22 protein-coding genes and 1 rRNA gene are annotated in these 22705 nt (G+C 72.8%); 6 read left to right on the forward strand and 17 right to left on the reverse strand.

Annotated elements, in window-relative coordinates:
- Window positions 1–49 precede the first annotated feature (49 nt).
- On the forward strand, window positions 50–1813 hold the full coding sequence (gene argS, locus ACIQVT_RS28720) for an arginine--tRNA ligase (RefSeq protein WP_403760173.1): 1764 nt from the start codon (window positions 50–52) through the stop codon (window positions 1811–1813).
- A gap of 10 nt (window positions 1814–1823) precedes the next feature.
- On the opposite strand, the gene ACIQVT_RS28725 is transcribed toward argS, so the two are convergent.
- Window positions 1824–2771 carry a helix-turn-helix transcriptional regulator gene (locus ACIQVT_RS28725; RefSeq protein ID WP_403760176.1) on the reverse strand — a complete coding sequence of 316 codons (948 nt, stop codon included), beginning with the start codon at window positions 2769–2771 and terminating at the stop codon, window positions 1824–1826.
- Between the two features lie 72 nt (window positions 2772–2843).
- Between ACIQVT_RS28725 and ACIQVT_RS28730 the strand changes: the two genes are divergently transcribed.
- Both ACIQVT_RS28730 and ACIQVT_RS28735 read left to right on the forward strand, forming a co-directional pair.
- Window positions 2844–3233 carry a VOC family protein gene (locus tag ACIQVT_RS28730; protein WP_403760179.1) on the forward strand — a complete coding sequence of 130 codons (390 nt, stop codon included), beginning with the start codon at window positions 2844–2846 and terminating at the stop codon, window positions 3231–3233.
- Window positions 3234–3280: 47 nt separating this feature from the next.
- Window positions 3281–4105, forward strand: coding sequence for a DUF4253 domain-containing protein (locus ACIQVT_RS28735; RefSeq protein ID WP_403760182.1), 825 nt, complete (start codon window positions 3281–3283; stop codon window positions 4103–4105).
- Between the two features lie 6 nt (window positions 4106–4111).
- Here ACIQVT_RS28735 and hemB read toward each other — a convergent pair whose 3' ends face one another.
- The 6 genes from hemB to ACIQVT_RS28765 all read right to left on the reverse strand — a co-directional run bounded on the left by hemB (window position 4112) and on the right by ACIQVT_RS28765 (window position 11002).
- On the reverse strand, window positions 4112–5104 hold the full coding sequence (gene hemB, locus ACIQVT_RS28740) for a porphobilinogen synthase (RefSeq protein ID WP_403760185.1): 993 nt from the start codon (window positions 5102–5104) through the stop codon (window positions 4112–4114).
- A gap of 172 nt (window positions 5105–5276) precedes the next feature.
- The gene (locus ACIQVT_RS28745) at window positions 5277–6986 is read right to left on the reverse strand and encodes a uroporphyrinogen-III synthase (protein ID WP_403760188.1); all 1710 of its coding nucleotides are present in this window, start codon (window positions 6984–6986) and stop codon (window positions 5277–5279) included.
- Window positions 6983–7987, reverse strand: coding sequence for a hydroxymethylbilane synthase (hemC, locus tag ACIQVT_RS28750; protein WP_403760192.1), 1005 nt, complete (start codon window positions 7985–7987; stop codon window positions 6983–6985). The genes ACIQVT_RS28745 and hemC overlap by 4 nt, the downstream gene beginning before the upstream one ends.
- Window positions 7984–9687, reverse strand: coding sequence for a glutamyl-tRNA reductase (locus tag ACIQVT_RS28755; RefSeq protein WP_403760195.1), 1704 nt, complete (start codon window positions 9685–9687; stop codon window positions 7984–7986). Before ACIQVT_RS28755 ends, hemC begins: the two co-directional genes overlap by 4 nt.
- Window positions 9684–10448 (reverse strand): redox-sensing transcriptional repressor Rex, encoded by a 765-nt coding sequence (locus ACIQVT_RS28760; RefSeq protein ID WP_403760199.1) that lies wholly within the window; start codon window positions 10446–10448, stop codon window positions 9684–9686. Before ACIQVT_RS28760 ends, ACIQVT_RS28755 begins: the two co-directional genes overlap by 4 nt.
- Window positions 10449–10729: 281 nt before the next feature.
- Window positions 10730–11002, reverse strand: coding sequence for a glutaredoxin family protein (locus ACIQVT_RS28765; protein WP_403760202.1), 273 nt, complete (start codon window positions 11000–11002; stop codon window positions 10730–10732).
- Window positions 11003–11162: 160 nt separating this feature from the next.
- On the opposite strand from ACIQVT_RS28765, the gene ACIQVT_RS28770 reads away from it, so the two are divergent.
- The 3 genes from ACIQVT_RS28770 to ACIQVT_RS28780 all read left to right on the forward strand — a co-directional run bounded on the left by ACIQVT_RS28770 (window position 11163) and on the right by ACIQVT_RS28780 (window position 14728).
- Window positions 11163–12092, forward strand: coding sequence for an HAD family hydrolase (locus ACIQVT_RS28770; RefSeq protein WP_403760206.1), 930 nt, complete (start codon window positions 11163–11165; stop codon window positions 12090–12092).
- A 390-nt stretch (window positions 12093–12482) separates the two neighbouring features.
- Entirely contained in the window at window positions 12483–13262 is a 780-nt protein-coding gene (locus ACIQVT_RS28775) for an ECF subfamily RNA polymerase sigma factor, BldN family (protein ID WP_403760209.1), read from the forward strand.
- 233 nt (window positions 13263–13495) lie between these two features.
- Window positions 13496–14728 carry a DUF5667 domain-containing protein gene (locus ACIQVT_RS28780; protein WP_403760213.1) on the forward strand — a complete coding sequence of 411 codons (1233 nt, stop codon included), beginning with the start codon at window positions 13496–13498 and terminating at the stop codon, window positions 14726–14728.
- Between the two features lie 80 nt (window positions 14729–14808).
- Here the strand turns inward: ACIQVT_RS28780 and ACIQVT_RS28785 are convergent, their stop codons facing one another.
- From ACIQVT_RS28785 to rrf, 10 genes are all read right to left on the reverse strand, one after another.
- Window positions 14809–15885 carry a lysophospholipid acyltransferase family protein gene (locus ACIQVT_RS28785; RefSeq protein WP_403760216.1) on the reverse strand — a complete coding sequence of 359 codons (1077 nt, stop codon included), beginning with the start codon at window positions 15883–15885 and terminating at the stop codon, window positions 14809–14811.
- 14 nt (window positions 15886–15899) lie between these two features.
- Window positions 15900–16961, reverse strand: a complete 1062-nt coding sequence (locus ACIQVT_RS28790) for an NAD-dependent epimerase/dehydratase family protein (protein ID WP_403760219.1) — start codon at window positions 16959–16961, stop codon at window positions 15900–15902.
- A 183-nt stretch (window positions 16962–17144) separates the two neighbouring features.
- Window positions 17145–17243, reverse strand: coding sequence for a 30S ribosomal protein bS22 (locus tag ACIQVT_RS28795; RefSeq protein WP_003948845.1), 99 nt, complete (start codon window positions 17241–17243; stop codon window positions 17145–17147).
- A gap of 136 nt (window positions 17244–17379) precedes the next feature.
- Window positions 17380–17592 (reverse strand): helix-turn-helix domain-containing protein, encoded by a 213-nt coding sequence (locus tag ACIQVT_RS28800; RefSeq protein ID WP_121791081.1) that lies wholly within the window; start codon window positions 17590–17592, stop codon window positions 17380–17382.
- A 128-nt stretch (window positions 17593–17720) separates the two neighbouring features.
- On the reverse strand, window positions 17721–18536 hold the full coding sequence (locus tag ACIQVT_RS28805; protein WP_403760223.1) for a phosphatase: 816 nt from the start codon (window positions 18534–18536) through the stop codon (window positions 17721–17723).
- 115 nt (window positions 18537–18651) lie between these two features.
- Window positions 18652–19824: an acetoin utilization protein AcuC gene (locus tag ACIQVT_RS28810; RefSeq protein ID WP_403760226.1), complete on the reverse strand. Its 1173-nt coding sequence runs from the start codon at window positions 19822–19824 to the stop codon at window positions 18652–18654.
- A complete protein-coding gene (locus ACIQVT_RS28815) occupies window positions 19775–21004 on the reverse strand; it encodes an MFS transporter (protein ID WP_403760229.1) in 1230 nt (409 codons plus the stop codon). The genes ACIQVT_RS28810 and ACIQVT_RS28815 overlap by 50 nt, the downstream gene beginning before the upstream one ends.
- Window positions 21005–21094: 90 nt before the next feature.
- A complete protein-coding gene (locus ACIQVT_RS28820; protein ID WP_403760232.1) occupies window positions 21095–21808 on the reverse strand; it encodes a VC0807 family protein in 714 nt (237 codons plus the stop codon).
- 93 nt (window positions 21809–21901) lie between these two features.
- Window positions 21902–22546: an HAD family hydrolase gene (locus ACIQVT_RS28825; protein ID WP_403760235.1), complete on the reverse strand. Its 645-nt coding sequence runs from the start codon at window positions 22544–22546 to the stop codon at window positions 21902–21904.
- Between the two features lie 71 nt (window positions 22547–22617).
- A 5S ribosomal RNA gene (gene rrf / locus ACIQVT_RS28830) occupies window positions 22618–22705 on the reverse strand; the annotation flags it as partial.

Consider the following 22705-nt stretch of genomic DNA (forward strand, 5'->3'; position numbering starts at 1 on the left):
GATACTGGCCGGGTCTATCCATCCGACGAGGAGAACGGCACCCCTTCCTATGGCCTCGGTCACGTCCCTCACCGATTCCGTCCAGCAGCGCCTCGCGTCCGCCCTCACGGCCACCCTGCCGGAGGCCGCCGACGCCGACCCGCTGCTGCGACGAAGCGACCGGGCGGACTACCAGGCCAACGGCATCCTCGCGCTCGCCAAGAAGGCCAAGGCCAACCCGCGGGAACTGGCCACCCAGGTCGTCGCCCGCGTCGAGTCCGGCGACGTGATCGAGTCCGTCGAGGTCTCGGGCCCCGGCTTCCTCAACATCACCGTCACCGACAACGCCATCACCACCACCCTGGCGCAGCGGTACGCGGACGACACCGGCCGCCTCGGCGTGCCGTACGCCGCCGAGCCCGGCACGACGGTCATCGACTACGCCCAGCCGAACGTGGCCAAGGAGATGCACGTCGGCCACCTGCGGAGCGCGGTGATCGGCGACTCGGTGGTGCAGCTGCTGGAGTTCACCGGCGAGAACGTGGTGCGCCGCCACCACATCGGCGACTGGGGCACCCAGTTCGGCATGCTCATCCAGTACCTGGACGAGCACCCGCACGAGCTGGACCACAAGGACGCCGAGGTCTCCGGCGAGGAGGCGATGTCCAACCTGGACCGCCTCTACAAGGCCGCGCGCCGGCTCTTCGACTCCGACGAGGAGTTCAAGACGCGGGCCCGCCGCCGGGTGGTCGACCTCCAGGCCGGCGACCAGCACACGCTCGCCGTGTGGCAGCGGTTCGTGGACGAGTCGAAGATCTACTTCTTCTCCGTCTTCGAGAAGCTGGACATGGAGGTCCGGGACGCCGACATCGTCGGCGAGTCCGGCTACAACGACATGCTGGCCGAGACGTGCCGCCTGCTGGAGGAGTCCGGCGTCGCGGTCCGCTCCGAGGGCGCCCTGTGCGTCTTCTTCGACGACATCAAGGGCCCGGACGGCAACCCGGTCCCGCTGATCGTGCAGAAGTCCGACGGCGGCTACGGCTACGCCGCCACCGACCTCTCCGCCATCCGCGACCGGGTGTTCAACCTCAAGGCCAGCACCCTGCTGTACGTCGTCGACGCCCGCCAGGCGCTGCACTTCAGGATGGTCTTCGAGACCGCCCGCCGGGCCGGCTGGCTCAACGACGACGTCACCGCGGTGCAGCTGGCCTTCGGCACCGTCCTCGGCAAGGACGGCAAGCCGTTCAAGACGCGTGAGGGCGAGACCGTCCGCCTGGTGGACCTGCTCGACGAGGCGATCGAGCGCGCCTCGGCCGTGGTCCGCGAGAAGGCCCAGGACCTCTCCGAGGCGGAGATCGCCGAGCGCGGTGCCCAGGTGGGCATCGGCGCGGTGAAGTACGCCGACCTGTCGACGTCGGCCAACCGCGACTACAAGTTCGACCTGGACCAGATGGTCTCGCTCAACGGCGACACCTCCGTCTACCTCCAGTACGCCTACGCCCGCATCCGCTCCATCCTCCGCAAGGCCGGCGAGGTCCGCCCGGAGGCCCGCCCGGAGCTGCCCCTGGCCGACGCCGAGCGCGCCCTCGGGCTGCACCTGGACTCCTTCGCGGAGGCCGTGGCGGAGGCGGCCGGCGAGTACGCCCCGCACAAGCTGGCGGCGTACCTGTACCAGCTGGCGTCCCTGTACACGACGTTCTACGACAAGTGCCCGGTGCTGCGCGCCGAGACGCCCGAGCAGGTGCGCAACCGCCTCTTCCTGTGCGACCTGACGGCCCGCACCCTGCACCGGGGCATGGCGCTGCTGGGTATCCGCACCCCCGAGAAGCTCTGACCCGCGCCCCTCACCCCTGCGCGTCGAGCAGTTCCCGGGTGCGCCGGACGAGGGCCTCGCGCACCTCGTCCGGGGCCAGCACCCGCAGGGGCGTCGCCAGACCGAGGAGGTAGGCGGCGATGCGGTCCGCGTCCGGGCCGCCGATCTCCACGACGGTGGCGTCGGGGCCGTCGGGACGGTGGGTGCCGACCGTCGCCGGGACGATCCGCAGCGCCTGCTCCGCAGGGACGGCCAGCCGGACCGTCGCGGACAGCGGGTACGGGCCGACCGCCGTGTTGTGGGAGACCAGCCCCGCCGGATCGGGCGGGTCGGTGATCTCCACCGGCCGCCCGGTCGGGGTCAGCCGCTCGACGCGGTCGGCGCGGAAGGTCCGCCAGCCCCGGGCCACGTCCCGGGCGACGAAGTACCAGCACCGCCCGGTGTGGACCAGCCGGTAGGGGTCGACCTCGCGGACCGTGCTCCGGCCCTCCCCGTCCCGGTAGGACAGCCGGGCCCGCTCACCACGCCGGCAGGCGGCGGCCAGCTCCAGCAGCATGCCCGGCGGCAGCGCCGGCCGCCGTGACCCGGGCAGCCGGACCAGCGCGTCGTCCCACTCCCCCAGCCGCCCGGCGATCCGCGCCGGCAGCACCTGGCGGAGCTTCAGCAGCGCCGACAGCGCGGCCTGGTCGCCGCCGAGGGCACCGCTCAGCGCCGCCTCCCGCAGTCCCACCGCCACGGCCAGCGCCTCCTCGTCGTCCAGGATCAGCGGCGGCACCCGCACCCCGGCCCGCAGCCGGTAGCCGCCCCACGGCCCGGCGTCGGAGTCGACGGTGTACCCCAGTTCCCGCAGCCTGGCGATGTCCCGCCGGACGGTGCGGTCGGTGACGGCCATGCGGTCGGCCAGCTCGGCGCAGGTCCAGGAGGGCCGGGCGGCGAGCAGCGCGAGCAGGCGCAGCAGACGGGCGGACGCGCTGATCACGCGCGGAAGTCTCGCACACCCGCCGCGCGACCAGGACCGGAACTGTCCGGGTCATGTCCTACGGTCGCTGCCATGACCACACCTGAGACACCCGCGCCCGCGTTCCGCTACGCCGCCGTCACCTTCGACTGCGCCGACCCCGCCGAACTCTCCGGTTTCTACGCCGGGATGTTCGGTCTGCCCGTCGCCTACACCTCGGACGACTTCGTCCTCCTCGCCGGCGGGGACGGCGGACCGGGCCTGGGCTTCAGCCGCGTGCCCGACTACCGCCGCCCCACCTGGCCGGACCCGGCCGAGCAGAAGCAGGCCCACATCGAGGTGGGCGTGGACGACCTGGAAGCGGCCGAGGCGCACCTGCTGGCGCGGGGCGCGACCAAGCCGGAGACCCAGCCGCAGCCGGACCGCTGGCGGGTGCTGCTCGACCCCGCCGGGCACCCGTTCTGCATCACGACCCTGGTCTGACCGGGCGCCCCGGCCCGTTGTCAGTGGGTGCCCCTACAGTCACCGGCATGGCGACTCTTCCCAACCCGCTGCCCAGGCTGGCCACCGACCCCAGCGGTCGTTCCCTGGGGCTGCGGCTCCCGCCCGGCAGACTCGTGCACGCGACGGCCGACGGCCCCTGGCCCGAGCCGCTGCTGTGGCACGCGGAGAAGAGGTCGGCGCCCGGCACCTGGAAGGCGCTGGGCGCGCCGGCGGCCCGGCTGGGGCTGCTGCCGGTGCTGGTGGACCTGGCCGGCTGCCGGGCCGGCGTCGAGGACTGGGCACTGCTGCCGGCGGAGGCGTCCTACCCCGGGGACCACGACGCCGGGGAGGTCCTGGCGGACTACTGGGCGCAGGAGACGGACGACGGGCCGGCCGAGGGGACCGAGCCGTTCGGGACGGACTGGCCGGGGCTCGCGCCCGCCGGTGTCCTCACCGCCACCCCGGAGACCCGTGCCGCCCAGCTGGCGGACACCCTGCACGACGACCGGGACACCTGGCGCGAGTGGATCGGGGAACCCCATCTCGCGCTCGTCCCGGCGCGCCGGTCCGCCGACATACCGGCGGCCATCGGCTGGACCGGCCCGCTGGACTACGACGAGGACGTGGCCCGGGTCTGCGCGGTGCTGCGGTCCTGGGAGGACCGGTTCGGCGCCCGGGTCGTCGCCCTCGGCCGGGACACGCTGGTCGTGTCGGTCGCCGCGCCGCCCACCGGGGCCGAGGAGAGGGAGGCGCTGGCCGCCGAGCACTACGCCCTGTGCCCCGGCATCCTCTCCCCGGACGGCCCGGCGGACCTGGGCGCCTACGCCGACACGCTGGCCTCCGCGGTGAGCTGGGCGCTCCGCTGGGACTGACCGCCGCTAGCGCAGCTTCCGGGCCACCTCGGTGGCCCAGTAGGTGAGGATGGTGCGCGCCCCGGCCCGCTTGATGCCGGTCAGGGCCTCCAGCACGGCCCGGTCCCGGTCGATCCAGCCCTTCTGGGCGGCGGCCTCGATCATGGAGTACTCGCCGGAGATCTGGTAGGCGACGACGGGCACCTCGACGGCGTCCGCGACCCGGGCGAGGATGTCGAGGTAGGGGCCGGCCGGCTTCACCATCACCATGTCGGCGCCCTCGGCCAGGTCCAGTTCCACCTCCCGCAGCGACTCGCGCCAGTTGGCCGGGTCCTGCTGGTAGGTCTTGCGGTCTCCCTGGAGGGAGGAACCGACGGCCTCGCGGAAGGGGCCGTAGAAGGCCGAGGAGTACTTGGCGGTGTAGGCGAGGACGGCGACGTCCTCGCGGCCGATCTGGTCCAGGGCGTCACGGACGACGCCGATCTGCCCGTCCATCATGCCGCTGGGCCCCACCACGTGGGCACCGGCGTCGGCCTGCACCTGCGCCATCTCGGCGTAGCGCTCCAGGGTGGCGTCGTTGTCGACCCGCCCCTCGGCGTCCAGCACCCCGCAGTGCCCGTGGTCGGTGAACTCGTCCAGGCACAGGTCCGACATCACGAGCAGGTCGTCACCGACCTCGGCCCGCACGTCGCGCAGCGCCAGCTGGAGGATGCCGTCGGGGTCGGTCCCGACCGTGCCCAGGGCGTCCTTCTTCTCCTCCGCCGGCACCCCGAACAGCATGATCCCGGAGATGCCGGCCTCCACGGCCTCCAGTGCCGCCTTCTTCAGGCTGTCCCGGGTGTGCTGCACGACACCGGGCATCGCCGCGATGGGCACCGGCTCACCGACGTCCTCCCGGACGAACGCGGGGAGGATGAAGTCGGCGGGGTGCAGCCGGGTCTCGGCGACCATCCGCCGCATGACGGGCGAGGTCCGCAGCCGCCGGGGCCGCGTACCGGGGAACGATCCGTACTTCGACATGACTTCTACGCTACGCCCGCCCCAGAACCACCTTTGCCGACGCCCTGTCGGCCCGGGGGCACGACCAGGAACCCCTCGATACCGCGGAGCGGACGTCCCCGCACCGCACCGGTATGGCTCAGGGGTGCCCCGGGCGATCGGGGCACCCCTGAGGGTCGGCGTCAGCCGGGGATCACGTCGTGGTGCGGCGTCTGCGGGCTCCCGGGCGGCGTTCGCTCGGGCGGGTCACCGGGTCGCCGGCCTCCAGGGCCGCCGCGCGGCGGCGCATGCCGAACTCGGCCAGCGCCTCGGCCAGCTTGTGCACGGACGGCTCCGGGGCCATCACGTCCACCCGCAGCCCGTGCTCCTCGGCGGTCTTGGCCGTGGCCGGGCCGATGCACGCGATCACCGTGACGTTGTGCGGCTTGCCGGCGATGCCCACCAGGTTGCGGACCGTGGACGAGGACGTGAAGAGCACCGCGTCGAAACCGCCGCCCTTGATCGCCTCCCGGGTGTCCGCCGGCGGCGGCGACGCGCGCACGGTCCGGTAGGCCGTGACGTCGTCGACCTCCCAGCCCAGCTCGATCAGCCCGGCGACCAGGGTCTCCGTGGCGATGTCGGCACGGGGCAGGAACACGCGGTCGATCGGGTCGAAGACCGGGTCGTACGGCGGCCAGTCCTCCAGCAGTCCGGCGGCCGACTGCTCGCCGCTCGGCACCAGGTCCGGCTTCACGCCGAAGGCGACCAGCGCCTTGGCGGTCTGCTCGCCCACCGCGGCCACCTTGATGCCCGCGAAGGCACGGGCGTCGAGGCCGTACTCCTCGAACTTCTCCCGGACCGCCTTCACCGCGTTGACGGAGGTGAACGCGATCCACTCGTAGCGGCCCGTCACCAGGCCCTTGACCGCCCGCTCCATCTGCTGGGGCGTGCGCGGCGGCTCCACCGCGATCGTCGGGACCTCGTGCGGCACCGCGCCGTAGGACCGCAGCTGGTCGGAGAGCGACGCCGCCTGCTCCTTCGTCCGCGGCACGAGCACCTTCCAGCCGAACAGCGGCTTGGACTCGAACCAGGACAGCTGGTCGCGCCGGGCGGCGGCGGAACGTTCGCCGACCACGGCTATCACCGGCCGGCCGCCGTCCGGTGACGGCAGCACCTTCGCCTGCTTCAGCGTCTGCGCGATGGTGCCGAGCGTCGCCGACCAGGTCCGCTGCCGGGTCGTCGTACCGGCGACGGTCACCGTCAGCGGGGTGTCCGGCTTGCGGCCCGCGGCGACCAGCTCGCCGGCCGCCGCGGCGACGGAGTCGAGGGTCGTGGAGACCACCACCGTGCCGTCCGAGGCACCGACCTCCGTCCAGCAGCGGTCGGAGGCGGTGCGGGCGTCGACGAACCGGACGTCCGCGCCGTCGGCGTCCCGCAGCGGCACACCCGCGTACGCGGGCACGCCGACCACGGCCGCGACCCCGGGGACGACCTCGAAGGGCACCCCGGCGGCGGCGCAGGCGAGCATCTCCTCGGCGGCGTACGTGTCGAGTCCCGGATCACCGGGCACCGCACGGACGACCCGCCTGCCGCCCCGCGCGGCCTCCATGACAAGATGGACGGCATCCCGGGCAGGAGACGGGACCGCAGCCGCAGTTGACGTGCCGTCAACGACCGTGAGCTGCGGCGTGCCCGTGCCCGGCGGTGAGACCGAGGAGGGTTCCGCGTTCGTTTCCACGACCGAGACGCCCTGCCGCGCGTGGGTCCGGATCACGTCGAGCACCTCGTGCTCGGCGACCAGGACGTCCGCGTGCGACAGCGCCTCCACGGCGCGCAGGGTCAGCAGTCCCGGATCCCCGGGTCCGGCACCGAGGAAGGTGACGTGACCGTGTTCCAGGCCGGCGGGAAGAGTGGTGGGGCTCATCGTGCTCGCTCCCCCATAAGACCGGCCGCACCCTGGGCGAGCATCTCGGTGGCGAGTTCGCGACCGAGTGCCGACGCACGCTCGTGCGTCCGGGGCACGGGACCGGTGGTGGACAGCTGCACCATGCGAGTGCCGTCGGTCGTGCCGACCACACCACGCAGGCGCATCTCCTTGACAATCTGCTTCTCGGCCTGGGCCCCCCGCTCGAGCGGAGCCGAGAGGGGGCGAAGGTCGGCCAGCGCGCCCACAGGGGCGCTGCATCCGGCCTCCAGGGCGGCGAGCAGGGACCGCTCGGCGGTGACGGCGGCCCGCGTGTACGGGTCGTCGAGTTCGCCGAGCGCCGCGACGAGTGCGGCGTCGTGGGTGGTGTTCCCCGCCCTGCACTCGATCGCCAGGGCCCCCTGGCCGGGGGCGGGCAGAACCGTGTCGACCGACAGGAAGTCGGTCACCTCGTCGCTCCGGCCGATCCGGTTCAGTCCGGCGGCGGCCAGGACGACCGCGTCCAGCTCACCGGCGTGGACGTATCCGATCCGGGTGTCGACGTTGCCGCGGATCGGGACCGTCTCTATGTCCAGGCCGTGGGCGCGGGCGTACGCGTTGAGCTGCGCCATCCGCCGCGGCGAGCCGGTGCCGATGCGCGCCCCGCGCGGGAGGTCGGTGAACTTCAGCGCGTCGCGCGCGACGATCACGTCCCGGGGGTCCTCGCGCACCGGTACGGCGGCCAGGACCAGCTCGTCGGGCTGCGTGGTCGGCAGATCCTTCAGCGAGTGCACCGCGAGGTCGACCTCGCCCCGCAGCAGCGCGTCGCGCAGCGCCGTCACGAAGACGCCGGTGCCGCCGATCTGCGCCAGGTGCTCACGGGAGGTGTCGCCGTACGTGGTGATCTCGACCAGTTCCACGGGCCGCCCGGTCACCCGGCGGACGGCCTGAGCCACCTGCCCGGACTGGGCCATGGCGAGCTTGCTCCGCCTCGTCCCCAGCCGCAAAGCCTTCTCAGTCATGCCGGTCGGCCCTTCGTGTCTGTACTGTCCCCGGCCCGGGAGACGGCGGCGACCGTCTCGGGGTCGAGGTCGAACAGGGTGCGCAGCGCGTCCGCGTACCCGGCGCCGCCGGGCTCGGCCGCGAGCTGCTTGACCCGTACCGTCGGCGCGTGCAGCAGCTTGTCGACGACCCGGTGCACGGCCTGCCGGATCTCTCCGCGCTGGCGTTCGTCCAGGTCGGGGAGGCGGCCGTCGAGCCGCGCGATCTCACCGGCGACGACATCGGCGGCCATGGTGCGCAGCGCCACCACGGTCGGCGTGATGTGCGCCGCCCGCTGGGCCGCGCCGAAGGCGGCGACCTCGTCGGAGACGATACGCCGCACCTGGTCGACGTCGGCCGCCATCGGGGCGTCCGCGGACGCCTCCGCCAGCGACTCGATGTCCACCAGGCGGACCCCGGCCAGCCGGTGCACGGCCGCGTCGATGTCGCGGGGCATCGCCAGGTCGAGGAGGAAGAGGAAGGGGGCCGGCCGCTCGGCGGGCGGCTCGGGCCGGCGCCGCTCGGGGATCCGGGCGCCCGTGGCGACGGTCGCGGCGAGCGCGGTGATCAGCTCGGCGTCCGCCTCGGGCGTACGGCGCTCCCGGCGGTCCACGACCCCGTTGTCCACCCAGGCCGCGTGCTGCTCCAGGGTGGCCGCGTCCAGGCCGGCCACGGCGGCCTCGCCCATGACGGAGAAGCCGGGCTGCACGGCGGCCAGGTCGAGCGGGCAGTTGTCGTCGGCGCCGGCGGCCGCGGCGGTGCGGGCGGCGCCGGGCTTCGCGGCCGGGTGCGCGGTGTGGGCGACGGCCGGCCGTCCGGTGCGTCCCTCGACCGCCTGCGCGACCGTCTCCGCCGTGAGCACCAGACCCGTCGCCCCGGTGCAGGAGACGACGACGTCGGCACGTGTCAGCTCGTCCCGCACGGCCTCCATGGGCACCGCGCGCGCGGTCACGGTCGCCTCGCCACCGGAGGGGCGCTGCCCGTGGTGCTCGGCGAGCAGGAGCGCGAGCCGCTCGGCGCGCTCGAGGGTGCGGTTGGCGACGACGATCTCGGCGACCCCGGCGCGCGCCAGCGTGGCGGCGGCCAGCGAGGACATCGACCCGGCGCCGATGACGAGTGCCGTGCGGCCCGCCGCCCAGTCCTGCACCGCGCCGCCCTCGGCCAGCTGCTCCAGGCCGAAGGTGACCAGGGACTGTCCGGCGCGGTCGATGCCGGTCTCGGAGTGGGCGCGCTTGCCGACCCGCAGGGCCTGCTGGAACAGGTCGTTGAGCAGCTTGCCGGCGGTGTGCAGGTCCTGTGCGCGGGCCAGGGAGTCCTTGATCTGGCCGAGGATCTGTCCCTCGCCGACGACCATCGAGTCCAGGCCGCAGGCCACCGAGAACAGGTGGTGGACGGCCCGGTCCTCGTAGTGCACGTAGAGGTGGGGGGTCAGTTCCTCCAGGCCGACGCCGCTGTGCTGGGCGAGCAGCGTGGACAGCTCGGCGACACCGGCGTGGAACTTGTCCACGTCGGCGTAGAGCTCGATGCGGTTGCAGGTGGCGAGCACCGCGGCCTCGGTGGCCGGCTCGGCGGCCACCGTGTCCCGCAGCAGCTTCTCCTGGGCGTCCGTGCTCAGCGCGGCCCGTTCCAGGACGCTGACCGGGGCGCTGCGGTGGCTCAGCCCGACGACGAGCAGACTCATGCCGGCATCACGGCGGGTACGTCCCCGTCGGGCCCCTGGTCGGCGGAAGCGCCGCGGGTGGTGGCGGCGGGCAGCGCGCCGTCGCCGGCGGCGGTCTCCTCACCGGCCTTGCGCTGCTCGTGGAAGGCGAGGATCTGGAGCTCGATGGAGAGGTCGACCTTGCGCACGTCGACGCCGTCCGGGACGGACAGCACGGTCGGCGCGAAGTTCAGGATGGAGGTGACGCCGGCGGCCACGAGCCGGTCGCAGACCTGCTGGGCGGCACCGGCCGGGGTGGCGATGACGCCGATGGAGACCCCGTTGTCCTTGATGATCTTCTCGAGCTCGTCGGTGTGCCGCACCGGGATGCCCGCCACCGGCTTTCCGGCCATCGCCGGGTCGGCGTCGATGAGCGCGGCCACCCGGAAGCCGCGGGAGGCGAAGCCGCCGTAGTTGGCCAGGGCGGCGCCGAGGTTTCCGATGCCGACGATGACGACCGGCCAGTCCTGGGTGAGGCCGAGCTCGCGGGAGATCTGGTAGACGAGGTACTCCACGTCGTAACCGACACCGCGCGTCCCGTAGGAGCCCAGGTAGGAGAAGTCCTTGCGCAGCTTGGCGGAGTTGACCCCCGCCGCCGCGGCCAGCTCCTCGGAGGAGACCGTGGGGACCGAGCGCTCCGACAGCGCGGTCAGGGCTCGGAGGTACAGCGGAAGCCGGGCGACGGTGGCCTCGGGAATCCCTCGGCTACGGGTCGCCGGTCGGTGTGTTCGGCCAGTTGCCACGGTGCTCCTGCGGGTAGAGCGGGGCTGTAGGCGGTCATACGTCACCAGACCGCCCCGTCGACAGCAGGCTATGTCTTTGTGAACGCGTGCACAAAGATGGTGTCCGATTTGCCCGGCAGAAGTGACCGGGGTCACGCGCCTTTCGCGCCCTCGCCGGGAACCGGCGCACACGCACCGACGTTCCTTCGTTACTGGGGGCAAAACCGCACACTCTCCTCACGAATCCCGCCCCCGAGACCAGACCGCCGTCGATCCTAAGCGAACTTTCCGGCCGGTTTGTACTAGCCGGTCAGTGCCCGGCGCAGCCGCTCCTCGTTCACGCGCCAGAAGGTGTGCTGCTCGCCGTCGATGAGGACCACCGGGATCTGCTCCCAGTACCGGTCGTGCAGTTCCGGGTCCCCGGTGATGTCCCTGGGCTCCCACGGCACGCCCAGGTCGCCGCACACCTTCTCGACCACCAGCTGCGCGTCGTCGCACAGGTGGCAGCCGGGCTTGCGCACGAGGGTCACCCGCCGCTCACGGGGTTCTGCCTTGCGTCGGAAGAGGGCGCTCATACCGCCATTCTCGCGCGCCCCGCGCCCACCCGGGATCGCCGACCGCCCGCGGGCCGCGCACCCGTCCCGGACGGCCGCCGCACGGACCGGTCACGCGGAGTTCACCCGCCCCGGGCCGCTCCGCTCCGGAACCGCCGAACACAGTGGCTATGCTCACGTCATGGCCGCTCTCGGATGGCTCACTTCCCGTAGGCGCTCCGCCACGGCGCGGAGCGTGTTGGCAGGCGAGGCCTCGGCGGAGGCTGCCCGCAAGTCCACGCAGGAAGCCCAGGGGATCCCGCGGGCCGCGCCGGAGGAACCGGTGTTCCCGGTCATCGGCGACGACAAGGCCGCCGCCTTCTTCGACCTCGACAACACGGTGATGCAGGGCGCCGCCCTGTTCCACTTCGGCCGGGGGCTGTACAAGCGGAAGTTCTTCGAGACCCGGGACCTGGCCAGGTTCGCCTGGCAGCAGGCGTGGTTCCGGCTGGCCGGCGTCGAGGACCCCGAGCACATGCAGGAGGCCCGCGACTCGGCCCTGTCCATCGTCAAGGGCCACCGGGTCGTCGAGCTGGAGACGATCGGCGAGGAGATCTACGACGAGTACATGGCCGACCGCATCTGGCCCGGCACCCGCGCCCTCGCCCAGGCCCACCTGGACGCCGGCCAGAAGGTGTGGCTGGTCACCGCCGCCCCCGTCGAGATCGCCCAGGTCATCGCCCGCCGCCTGGGCCTGACCGGGGCGCTCGGCACGGTCGCGGAGTCGGTCGACGGCGTCTACACCGGCCGGCTGGTCGGCGAGCCGCTGCACGGCCCGGCCAAGGCGGAGGCGGTGCGCGCCCTGGCCTCGGCGGAGGGCCTGGACCTCGGCCGCTGCGCCGCCTACAGCGACAGCCACAACGACATCCCGATGCTGTCCCTGGTGGGCCACCCCTACGCCATCAACCCGGACGCCAAGCTCCGCCGGCACGCCCGCGAGCAGGACTGGCGGCTGCGCGACTACCGCACCGGCCGCAAGGCGGCCAAGGTCGGCATCCCGGCGGCGGCCGGGGTCGGCGCGGTCGCCGGCGGCACCGCGGCCGCGATCGCCCTGAGCCGCCGGCGCCGCTAGCCGGCGCCGCGCCGACACCCGGCCAGGCCCCGCCCGGCCGGGCACCACCGCTCGTCCCGGCCCCTCCTGGTCCCCTGCCTTCCCCTGCCCTCTCCGCTCATCCCGCGGGCCCGGGTCCGCGCGCGCCCGGGATCATGCCGCGGCCATTTCAACTCGTCCGGTACTTCACCGGAATCCGCCCCGATCCGTTCATGAACCGATCACTCTGTGGCACCCAAACGGGCCTCAAACGACTACGGAAGCGACGCAATCGACAGTTTGAGCAACTCGGTGTAGCAGGGCCTGCACGAAGCGTTATTCTCCTCAGACGCAAACCGGTACCCCTCCGTCGCCACGACGGGTGAACGGTCCCGCACTGTACGTGATGGAAGCTCTGCCTCTGGGAGTCCCGTGTACCCACACGTCGGGGTTGACGCCTCGGGCCTGGCTACGCTGCGCGCAACGATCGCGACGGTCAAAGAGACGCTGCGCGGCCATGTCCCCCCCGCGTACGCCGTCCCCGCCTTCGCCGCCGCCGCGCCCCTGGGCCCGTGCTATGCACTGGCCGACGGCGGCGCCGCCGTCGGCAGACGAGGGCGTGCCACCGGCGCGGCCACCGCCCGCCGGCCTGCCGCCGACAGCGACAGCGCCCGGATGATGGACCTGGTCGAACGCGCCCAGGCCGGAGAGGCCGAGGCCTTCGGACGGCTCTACGACCAGTACAGCGACACCGTCTACCGCTACATCTACTACCGCGTCGGCGGGCGGGCGACCGCGGAGGACCTCACCAGTGAGACCTTTCTGCGGGCGCTGCGCAGGATCGGCACGTTCACCTGGCAGGGCCGCGACTTCGGCGCCTGGCTGGTCACGATCGCGCGGAACCTCGTCGCCGACCACTTCAAGTCCAGCCGCTTCCGGCTGGAGATCACCACCGGCGAGATGCTCGACGCCAACGAGGTCGAACGCTCGCCCGAGGATTCCGTCCTGGAGTCCCTCTCCAACGCCGCCCTGCTCGACGCCGTACGGCGGCTCAACCCGCAGCAGCAGGAGTGCGTGACGCTCCGGTTCCTCCAGGGCCTCTCGGTCGCCGAGACCGCCCGGGTCATGGGCAAGAACGAGGGCGCGATCAAGACGCTCCAGTACCGTGCCGTCCGCACCCTCGCCCGGCTGCTGCCGGAGGACGCCCGCTGAGCCGTGCCACGCCGCGTGACGCCAACTCACGCCGCGTGAGCGCGGGTTGTCTTTCTGACCCGATCATCCGCCGTCCGTAACCCAAGTGCCGCGCCAGTCGTTGTGCGGGATACAGGCTCCCTGTGGTCACGTCCTGGCCCACCTGAACGCCCGACGGCGTGAGAGTGGCCGCGGGCGTGCACCCCCAGGACCCCCTGGGGAGCCGACCGTCATGACGAGAGGAGGTGCCGCCAGTGATCGCGAACGTATCGGCGCACCGGCGGGCGAACGCCTTCGCCCAGGCCCTGGAGGAGCAGTCCGACCAGGACACGGCGGCCGAGCAGTCCGCAGCACCGGCGGAGTCACCGCCGGACACCGGGGAACACACCGACCAGGGCCGGCTGCTGGCCCTGTCGGCGGGCCTCGGTGCGCTGCCCAGGCCACAGCTCGACCCCGAGGTCAAGGTCGTCCAACGCGCCCAGCTGGTGGCCGCGATGGAAGCCATGCTCCGCGAGGGCACCGGGGCGGCGGACGCGTCGGTACCGGAACAGCGCTCCCACCGGGCCAAGGGCGCGCACCGGGCGAGCCCCCTGGGCAAGCTCCGCCCGCGTACCAGACTGACCAAGGGCCTGGCGGCCGGCGGACTGAGCGTCGGCGTGGCCGCCGGGGCCTTCGGCGGTGTCGCCGCCGCCAGCTCCGACGCCCTGCCCGGCGACTCGCTGTACGGCCTGAAACGCGGCATCGAGGACTTCAAGCTCAATTACCTGACCGACGGTGACGACCAGCGCGGCCAGACCTACCTCGACCAGGCCTCCACGCGGCTCAGCGAAGCGAGACGGCTGCTGGAGCGCGGCCGGGGCGGCCACCTCGACCACGAGTCCATCGGCGAGATCCGCCGCACCCTGTCCGGGATGCGGCACGACGTCACCGAGGGCCACCGCCTGCTCCACGCGGCGTACGAGGCCGATCCCGGCTCCCTCGGGCCGATCCAGGCGCTGTCCGCGTTCTCACGGTCCCACCGCGAGGCCTGGACCGCGCTCAGCGACAAGCTGCCCGTACAGCTCGGCGACGTCAAACAGGAGGTCTCCTCGGTCTTCGACGCCATAGACCAGGAAGTCGCCCCGCTCCAGTCGCTCCTCCCGCAGCCACCCGCCCAGCCCGGCACCGGCAAGCGGCGGCACGGCTCGGACCCGTCGGCCACCGGCTCCTCCGGCAGCCACCGGTCGACGGCGCCCAGCTCCACCGGGACCGCCCCGTCCACCGGCAAGCACGCCCGCACGGGCACCCCGAGCGGCTCGGCCAGCAGCAGCGGCGACGGCCTCATCGGCGGCGACACCGGCGGACTGCTCGACCCGCCGAGGACCGGCGCCGGCGGCACCCCCGCGCCCGGCCTCACCCCGCCGACCGGCGCCCCCGACGTCACCATCCCCCCGCTCCTGCCGGGCCTCCTGCCCGACCTGGGGATCGACGGCGACCACGCCGACTAGCGCCGCCCCGGCCGAGGTGGTGGGGCGTCCCTCCCGAGCGGGACGCCCCACCGCCCCGGCCACCCGCACGCCGGGACACCTCAGAAGAAGACCGACCGCCGCTGCACCAGCAGCTTGTACAGGGTGTGCTGGATCTGTTCGCGGACCTGGTCGGTGAGGTTGAACATCAGCATCGGGTCCTCGGCCGCCTCCGGCGGATAGCCGTCCGTCGGGATCGGCTCACCGAACTGGATCGTCCACTTGGTCGGGAGCGGAATCGCGCCCAATGGGCCCAGCCAGGGGAACGTCGGCGTCAGCGGGAAGTACGGGAAGCCCAGCAGCCGGGCCAGGGTGCGGGCGTTGCCGAGCATCGGGTAGATCTCCTCGGCCCCGACGATCGAGCAGGGGATGATCGGCGCGCCCTGGCGCAGGGCGGTGGAGACGAACCCGCCGCGGCCGAACCGCTGGAGCTTGTACCGCTCGCCGAACGGCTTGCCGATGCCCTTGAACCCCTCCGGCATCACCCCGACCAACTCGCCCTGGGCCAGCAGCCGCTCCGCGTCCTCCGCGCACGCCAGCGTGTGCCCCAGCTTGCGCGCCAGCTCGTTGACCACGGGCAGGACGAAGACCAGGTCGGCGGCGAGCAACCGCAGATGGCGGCCGGCCGGATGGTGGTCGTGCACGGCGACCTGCATCATCAGCCCGTCCAGCGGCAGCGTCCCGGAGTGGTTGGCGACGATCAGCGCCCCGCCCTCGGCCGGGATGTTCTCGACGCCCTTCACCTCGACCCGGAAGTACGCCTCGTACAGGGGCCGCAGCAGCGACATCAGGACCTGGTCGGTCAGCTCCTCGTCGTAGCCGAAGTCGTCGACCTCGTAGTCCCCGGTCAGCCGGCGCCGCAGGAAGGCCAGTCCGGCCGCCACACGCCGCTCCAGGCCGCCGTCCCGCCCGTCGCCCACCGCGGCGCCCTCCAGAGCCCGCGGCGGCTCCTCGGCCGTACTCAGGGGCCCGTCGTCCCGTGTCCGCGCCCGGCCCGGCAGTGACTGGACCTCGCCGCCCTCGCCCGCCTCGCCGAGCGGGCCGCGCCGGCCGGTCCCGCTCCGGCGCCGCGCCGGGCGCTGCGCGGCGCTTCCGCGGGACCGGTCGTCGTCGAACGGAATGACCTTGGCGTCCGCCATCGTTGCTGCGCTCCTCAGTTGGCGCTGTCCGTCTGGAGGTGGCCGGCCGCCCTCGCGGTCAGCGCGGCGATCCGGTCGACGGTCCCCGCGAGGGTCTCCGGCGGCAGCAGCCCGGGGCCGTGGGCGCGCGCGAAGTCCGCGAACGCCGCCGCCGTCGTGTACCGGGGCGTGAAGCCCAGCGTCTCGCGCATCTGGACGGTGTCGACCACCCGCCCGTGGGTGAGCAGCCGGATCTGCTCCGGCGAGAAGTCCGTCATGCCCAGCGTACGGACCAGGGTGCCGGCCCAGGTGACCGCGGGCAGCGGCAGCGGCACGGTGGGCCGCCCGAGCCGCCGCGAACACTGCGACAGCAGCAGCACCCCGTCGCCGGCGATGTTGAAGGTGCCGCTGTTGAGGGTGCCCCGGCGCGGTTCGTGCGAGGCGATCCGCAGCACCTCGATGACGTCGTCCTCGTGCGCGAACTGGAGGCGCGGGTCGTAGCCGAACACGGTCGGCAGCACGGGCAGCGCGAAGTACGAGGCGAGCGGGGTGTCGGCGGCCGGCCCGAGGATGTTGGCGAACCGCAGCACGCACACGGCGACGTCCGGCCGGCGCCGCGCGAACCCGCGCACGTACCCCTCGACCTCGACGGCGTCCTTGGCGAAGCCGCCGCTGGGCAGGGACTTGGGCGGGGTGGTCTCGGTGGACACGGCCGGGTCGCGCGGCGCGGACCCGTAGACGTTGGTGCTGGACTTCACCACCAGCCGCCTGACGGCCGGCGACTTCTGGCAGGCGCCGAGCAGCTGCATGGTGCCGATGACGTTGGTCTCCTTGACCGTGGCCCGGCTGCCGCCGCCCAGGGCCGTGCCGGTCACGTCCAGGTGGACGACCGTGTCGGCACCGGTCTCGGCGAGCACGCGGGCGATGGTCGGCTGCCGGATGTCGGCCTGGATGAAGTCGGCCCCGCCCAGGTGGTGTGCCGGCGGTACCGCGTCCACGGCGATCACCCGGTCGACCTCCGGGTCCCGCTGGACGCGCCGTACGAACCGGCCGCCCAACTGCCGGGCGACTCCGGTGACGAGCACGACCTTCCCCAAGATCAGCGCCTTCCTTCCGCGTACCGGTATCCCGCGTTCCCCTGTGCGGCCAACCTAGCGGGTCGTGGTCGCGCTGTGACGGCCCCCGCTGCCCGAGGTGACGTTTTTTCGCCCGTCCGCGAACGCCTGTGGCCCCCCACCAGTACTGATGGGGGGCCACAGAGTCACGCTCTCGCGCGTCGCCTACTTCTTGTTGCGACGCTGCACGCGCGTGCGCTTGAGCAGCTTGCGGTGCTTCTTCTTGGCCATCCGCTTACGCCGCTTCTTGATAACAGAGCCCACGACTACCCTCGCTCACTTCTCATGACTCGGTTGTTTGGGCGCCATGGGCCCACACGACCTACGAGGGGCCAGCCTACCCAACCGAGCGCCGAGGTCGTAATCGAGGGTCCCCGGGCGCCACACCCGGGGGTCGCCGTCAGGCCGTCTCCACCCCCACGTAGCTGTCGCGGAGGTACTCGTGTACCGCTTGCTCGGGGACGCGGAAGGACCGCCCCACCCGGATAGCGGGCAGATGACCACTGTGCACCAGACGGTACACGGTCATCTTCGACACTCGCATCACCGAGGCGACCTCCGCCACGGTAAGGAACTGGACCTCGTTGAGAGGCCTCTCGCCAGCTGCGGCCATGACACACCTGCACCTTCCGCACTCGACGGTCACCGGCTTCCCCTTCCGGTGACTCTTCGTCGCTGCGTGCTCACTCCCCAGACTAGGGGCGGGTGATGCGAGTGGGGAAGAGGTGCACCCATCGGCGGCTACTGTGACAGACAGGCCCGATTGAGTACGTAGCGGGCCAGCGGCCGGTAGTGAGCAGACCGTACGGCGTCATCAACCGGAACGGCGACGGACACCCGCCCCTCGGCCTCGCCCACGAACAGCGCGGGGTCGTCGGTGTCGGCCAGCCCGATGGCCTCGAACCCCAGTTGACCAGCACCGCAGACCCATCCGTGATCTCCGACGACCAGTTCCGGCAGCGGCCCGCCGGCCTCCGCGGCGGCCTCCAGCGCGACCCGAACCGGGAGGGGGGAATGGCTGTGCGCGCCCGGCTCACGACCGGGGCGCCCGCCCGCCGGTTCCCGCACCAGGGCAACCCCTCGTACGTAGTCGAGCCGATGGGTGCGTAGGCCGAACCGGGTCAATATGTCGACACAGCGACCCTGCGCCGGGGTGAGCACCTCACACCCCGCCGCCGAGAGGGCGTCCGCGAGGGTGGCGTAGAAACCCAGCAGCCGCTGCGGGTGCCCGGTGCCGAACAGCACGGGCACGCCCCGCCGGGCCGCCTCCCCGACGCGGTCCGCGAAGGCGTCCAGCGCGGCCAGCGTCCGCTCGGGGTCGATCACGTCGGGCCCGGACGTGTGCCGGGGGTCGGCGCCCACCCCGCACCTCCGCGCCATCAGCGCGAGCACGTCCCGCTGTCCCCAGGACCCCTCGGGGACGATCCCGAGCAGCACCCGCGGGTCCCGGGCGGCGAACAGCCGGTAGCTGCGCAGGCTGTTCTCCCGCGAGGTGGCCACCACCCCGGCCAGCCGGGCGGCCAGCAGATGCGCGCGGAGGCGGGCGGAGGACGACACGGGTGCGATGGTGACGCATCGGGGGCGCCGCGGGGACGGGAACCGGCGAACTGCGCACGGTCGGCCCACACCCGGCTCCTCCGGCGCCTCAGCGCGAGCCGGCCGGGCCGAACGGTCAGGGCAGCAGACCCCGCAGGGGGAAGGCGGCCCGGCGGGTGGCCAGTACGGCCTGGTCGACCCGGTCGGCGGGGTCGTAGCCCGCCTCCCACTCGCCGTACGCCACCGGCCACAGCCCGTCCGTCATCCGCCGCGGCCCCGGCTGCCGCGTCCGGGCGAACACCTCCTGCCGCCACCCCTCGGGGATCATCGCCTCCGGATCCACCGGCTTCCCGGCGGCGATCCCCACCAGGTGCGTCCACGAGCGCGGTACGACGTCCACGACCGCGTAGCCGCCCCCGCCGAGCGCGACCCACTTGCCGTCCGCGTGGGCGTGCGCCAGCTCGTGACAGGCCGTCTGCACGGCCCGCTGGGCGTCCAGCGAGACGGCCAGGTGGGCCAGCGGGTCCTCGAAGTGGGTGTCGGCCCCGTGCTGGGAGACGATCACCTGCGGCCGGAACGCGGCCAGCAGCTCCGGCACCACGGCGTGGAACGCGCGCACCCAGCCGGCATCCCCGGTCCCCGCCGGCAGCGCCACGTTCACCGCGGTACCCTCCCCCTCGCCCGCCCCGGTCTCCTCCGGCCACCCGGTCTGCGGGAACAGCGTGCGGGGGTGCTCGTGCAGCGAGACGGTCAGCACCCGCGGGTCCTCCCAGAACGCGGCCTGCACCCCGTCCCCGTGGTGCACGTCGACGTCCACGTAGGCGACCCGCTCGGCGCCCAGTTCCAGCAGCCGCGCGATCGCCAGTGACGCGTCGTTGTAGATGCAGAAACCGGACGCACCCCCCGGCATCGCGTGGTGCAGCCCGCCCGCGAAGTTCACGGCGTGGTCGGCGTCGCCCCGCCACACCGCCTCCGCCGCCCCGACGGACTGGCCGGCGATGAGCGCGGACACCTCGTGCATCCCGGCGAACGCGGGATCGTCGGGCGTACCGAGCCCGTACGAGCCGTCGGCCGCGTCCGGATCCGCGGACACGGCCTTCACGGCGTCGATGTAGTCCTCCCGGTGGACCAGGCGGAGCGTCGACTCGCCGGCCGGCTTGGCCGCGACGACCTCCAGCTCCCGGTCGAGCCCGAAGGCACCGACCAGCTTCCGGGTCAGCGACAGCCGGACCGGATCCATCGGATGGCCCCGGCCGAAGTCATAGCCCGTTACTGCCTCGTCCCACATCAACTGTGCGCGGCCGCTCATGCCCGCCACCGTATCGGTCCGGTTGAGCCGCGAACGACCTGGCGTACCCGAGCGTCACCAGCACCAACACCATCGGCACGAGCATGGCTCCCCGATAGCTCCAGGCGTCCCCGAGGGCGCCCACCAACGGCGAACCGACCAGGAATCCCACGTAGTTGAAGATGTTCAGCCGTGCGACCGCCGCGTCCGACGCCCCCGGGAACAGCCGTCCGGCCGCCGCGAACGTCTGCGGCACGAGGACACACAGGCCCAGCCCCAGCAGAGTGAACCCGAGCATCCCGGCCCACGCCCCCGACGCGGAGGCCACCACCGCGAACCCGCCGGCCGCCACCACCGCCCCGATCCGCACGACCATGACGGCCCCGAGCCGCCGCACCCCGAAGTCCCCGATGGCCCGCCCGAGCAGCGTCGTCACCATGTACACGTTGTACGGCACCGTCGCCAGCTGCTCGGAGCTGCCCAGCACGTCCTTCAGGTACTTCGCGCTCCAGTTGGAGACCGTGGAGTCCCCGATGTAGGCGAACGTCATCACCAGGCACAGCGGCAGCAGCAGCCGGAACACCAGGGTCCCGCCCCCGGCCGCGGCCCCGTCCGCACCGGGCACGGCACCGGCGGGGTCCGCGTCGACGTACCAGCGGCTCGCCACCAGTACCGCCGGCAGCAGGACGGCGACCACCGGCAGGTACGACACCCACAGCGCGAGATGCCAGTGCGCCCCCGCCCACGCCAGCGACGCCCCGATGATCCCGCCCAGGCTGTACGCCGCGTGGAAACTGAGCATGATGCTGCGCCCGTACGACCGCTGGAGGCTGACCCCCAGCATGTTCATGGACGCGTCCAGCACCCCGACCGCCAGGCCGAAGACGCCGAGCGCCACCGCCAGCGCCGCCAGCCGCCCCGGGCCCCCCGCGCCGACACCGAGCAGCCCCAGCAGCACCACCGGCTGGGACCAGCGCAGCAGCCGGCTGGGCGGCACCCGCCGCACCAGGCGCTCGGTGGTCACGCTGCCGATCCCGGCGAGCACCGGCACGGCCGCCAGGAACAGCGGCAGCAGCGCGTCGGAGACGCCGTACCGGTCCTGGACGGCCGGGATGCGCGTCACCAGCAGGGCGAAGGCGACGCCCTGGGCGAAGAACCCGAACGCCAGTGAGGCCCTACCGCGCCGCAGCACATCAGTCATGGCGGCGAGCGTAGGGCCCCGGGCTACCGGTGGGTAGATCCAGCCAAAGGTGAGTTTCCCTCAACTCCCTCCGGCTCTCCGGCCGGTGGGTCAGGCGGCGACGGCCACCTCGGCCCGCTCGGCGGGTGCGGCCTCGACCTCGGCGGTGAGCATCCGTCCCATCGGCTCGGCCGCCAGACCACCGCTGACCACGAAACCGATGACCATAGCGACGACCATGAAGACACCGCCGAGCCACACCATGGTGTCCACCGGGATGGTGTAGGCGCCCACGAACCGGGCGACGCACTCGGCGAGCAGCACCACGCCCCAGACGACCGAGAACACGTTCTCCTTGCGGCGGAAGGCCGCGGACCCGGCCGCCGTGCCCGACGCCAGCCGTTCCCAGGCCGCTTCCTTGGCCGCGTCGCCCTTGACGAGGAACGGCTTCATGCCGGCCGTCATCATGGGCTTGCCGAGCACGACGGAGACCAGGATGCCGATGGCGACCGTGCTGCTGACTCCGCTGTCCTTGGCGAGCATCAGCCGGGGATCGCCCGAGACGAAGCTCAGCAGCAGCGAGACGACGTTGACGACGAGGATGAGACCGGCCAGGCCGTTGACCTTGCGGTCCCGCACCAGGCTCCATCCGGTACGCAGCGCCGGCACCACACTGCTCCAGGCGAGCGCCGCGAACGTGCTCATCCCGAAGGCGTCCTTGAAGAGGTAGTACGAGCCGAGCGGCACGGCCACGTCGACCAGCAGCGGCTTGAAGTTGTCCAGCACGCTCTGGTCCTGGACCTGGTTCCCCGTCTTCTTCGTCATGCCCTCAGCTTCGCCTGGGGGAGGGGTCCGGCAGTAGAACCGTTCGTCCGGTGGTCCGCATGACAGATGTCAGGTACCGGTCGATGGTGGGGGTCATACCAGCAGGTCGGCGAGTTCCGCCATGTCGGTGAAGAGCCGCTGGGCGCCTGTGAGCCGCTCCGCGGGCGTCATGGCGGTGAACCCGTAGACGTCCATCCCGGCGGCCACGGCCGCCTGTACGCCCAGCGGGGAGTCCTCCACGACCAGGCACCGCCCGGGGGCCACACCCATCCGCCGGGCCGCGTGCAGGAAGAGGTCCGGCGCCGGTTTACCCCGCCCCACGTCCTGCGAGCTGAAGACCGTGCCCGGCTCGAACCACCGGTCGAGCCCGGTCACCCGGTGTCCCACCCGGATCCGCTCATGGCTCCCGGAGGAGGCCACGCAGTACGGCACTCCGGACCGGGCCAGCTTCTCCAGCACGCCGGCCACACCGGGCACGGGCCGGAGCTCCCGCTCGAAGGCGGTGAAGACCCGGGCGTGGAAGACGTCGTCGAAGTCGTCCGGCAGCCGCTGCCCCGTCCGCTCCTGGACCAGCTCATGGACGCGGTGCATGGCCGAGCCCATGTAGTCCCGGACGGAGTCCTCGTACGAGGTGGGGTGGCCCAGCTCGGTCAGGTAGGCGGCCAGGTGCCGGTTGGATATCGGCTCGCTGTCGACGAGGACGCCGTCGTTGTCGAAGATGACGAGTTCGTAGTGCATGCCACCGACATTAAATGACCCGGAACGCAGAAAACCCCCGCATCGAAGATGCGGGGGTTTTCCCAAAGATTGTTCGGCGGTGTCCTACTCTCCCACAGGGTCCCCCCTGCAGTACCATCGGCGCTGTGAGGCTTAGCTTCCGGGTTCGGTATGTAACCG

The organism is Streptomyces sp. NPDC100445 (assembly GCF_044759735.1).
In the GTDB taxonomy this organism is placed as follows: domain Bacteria; phylum Actinomycetota; class Actinomycetes; order Streptomycetales; family Streptomycetaceae; genus Streptomyces.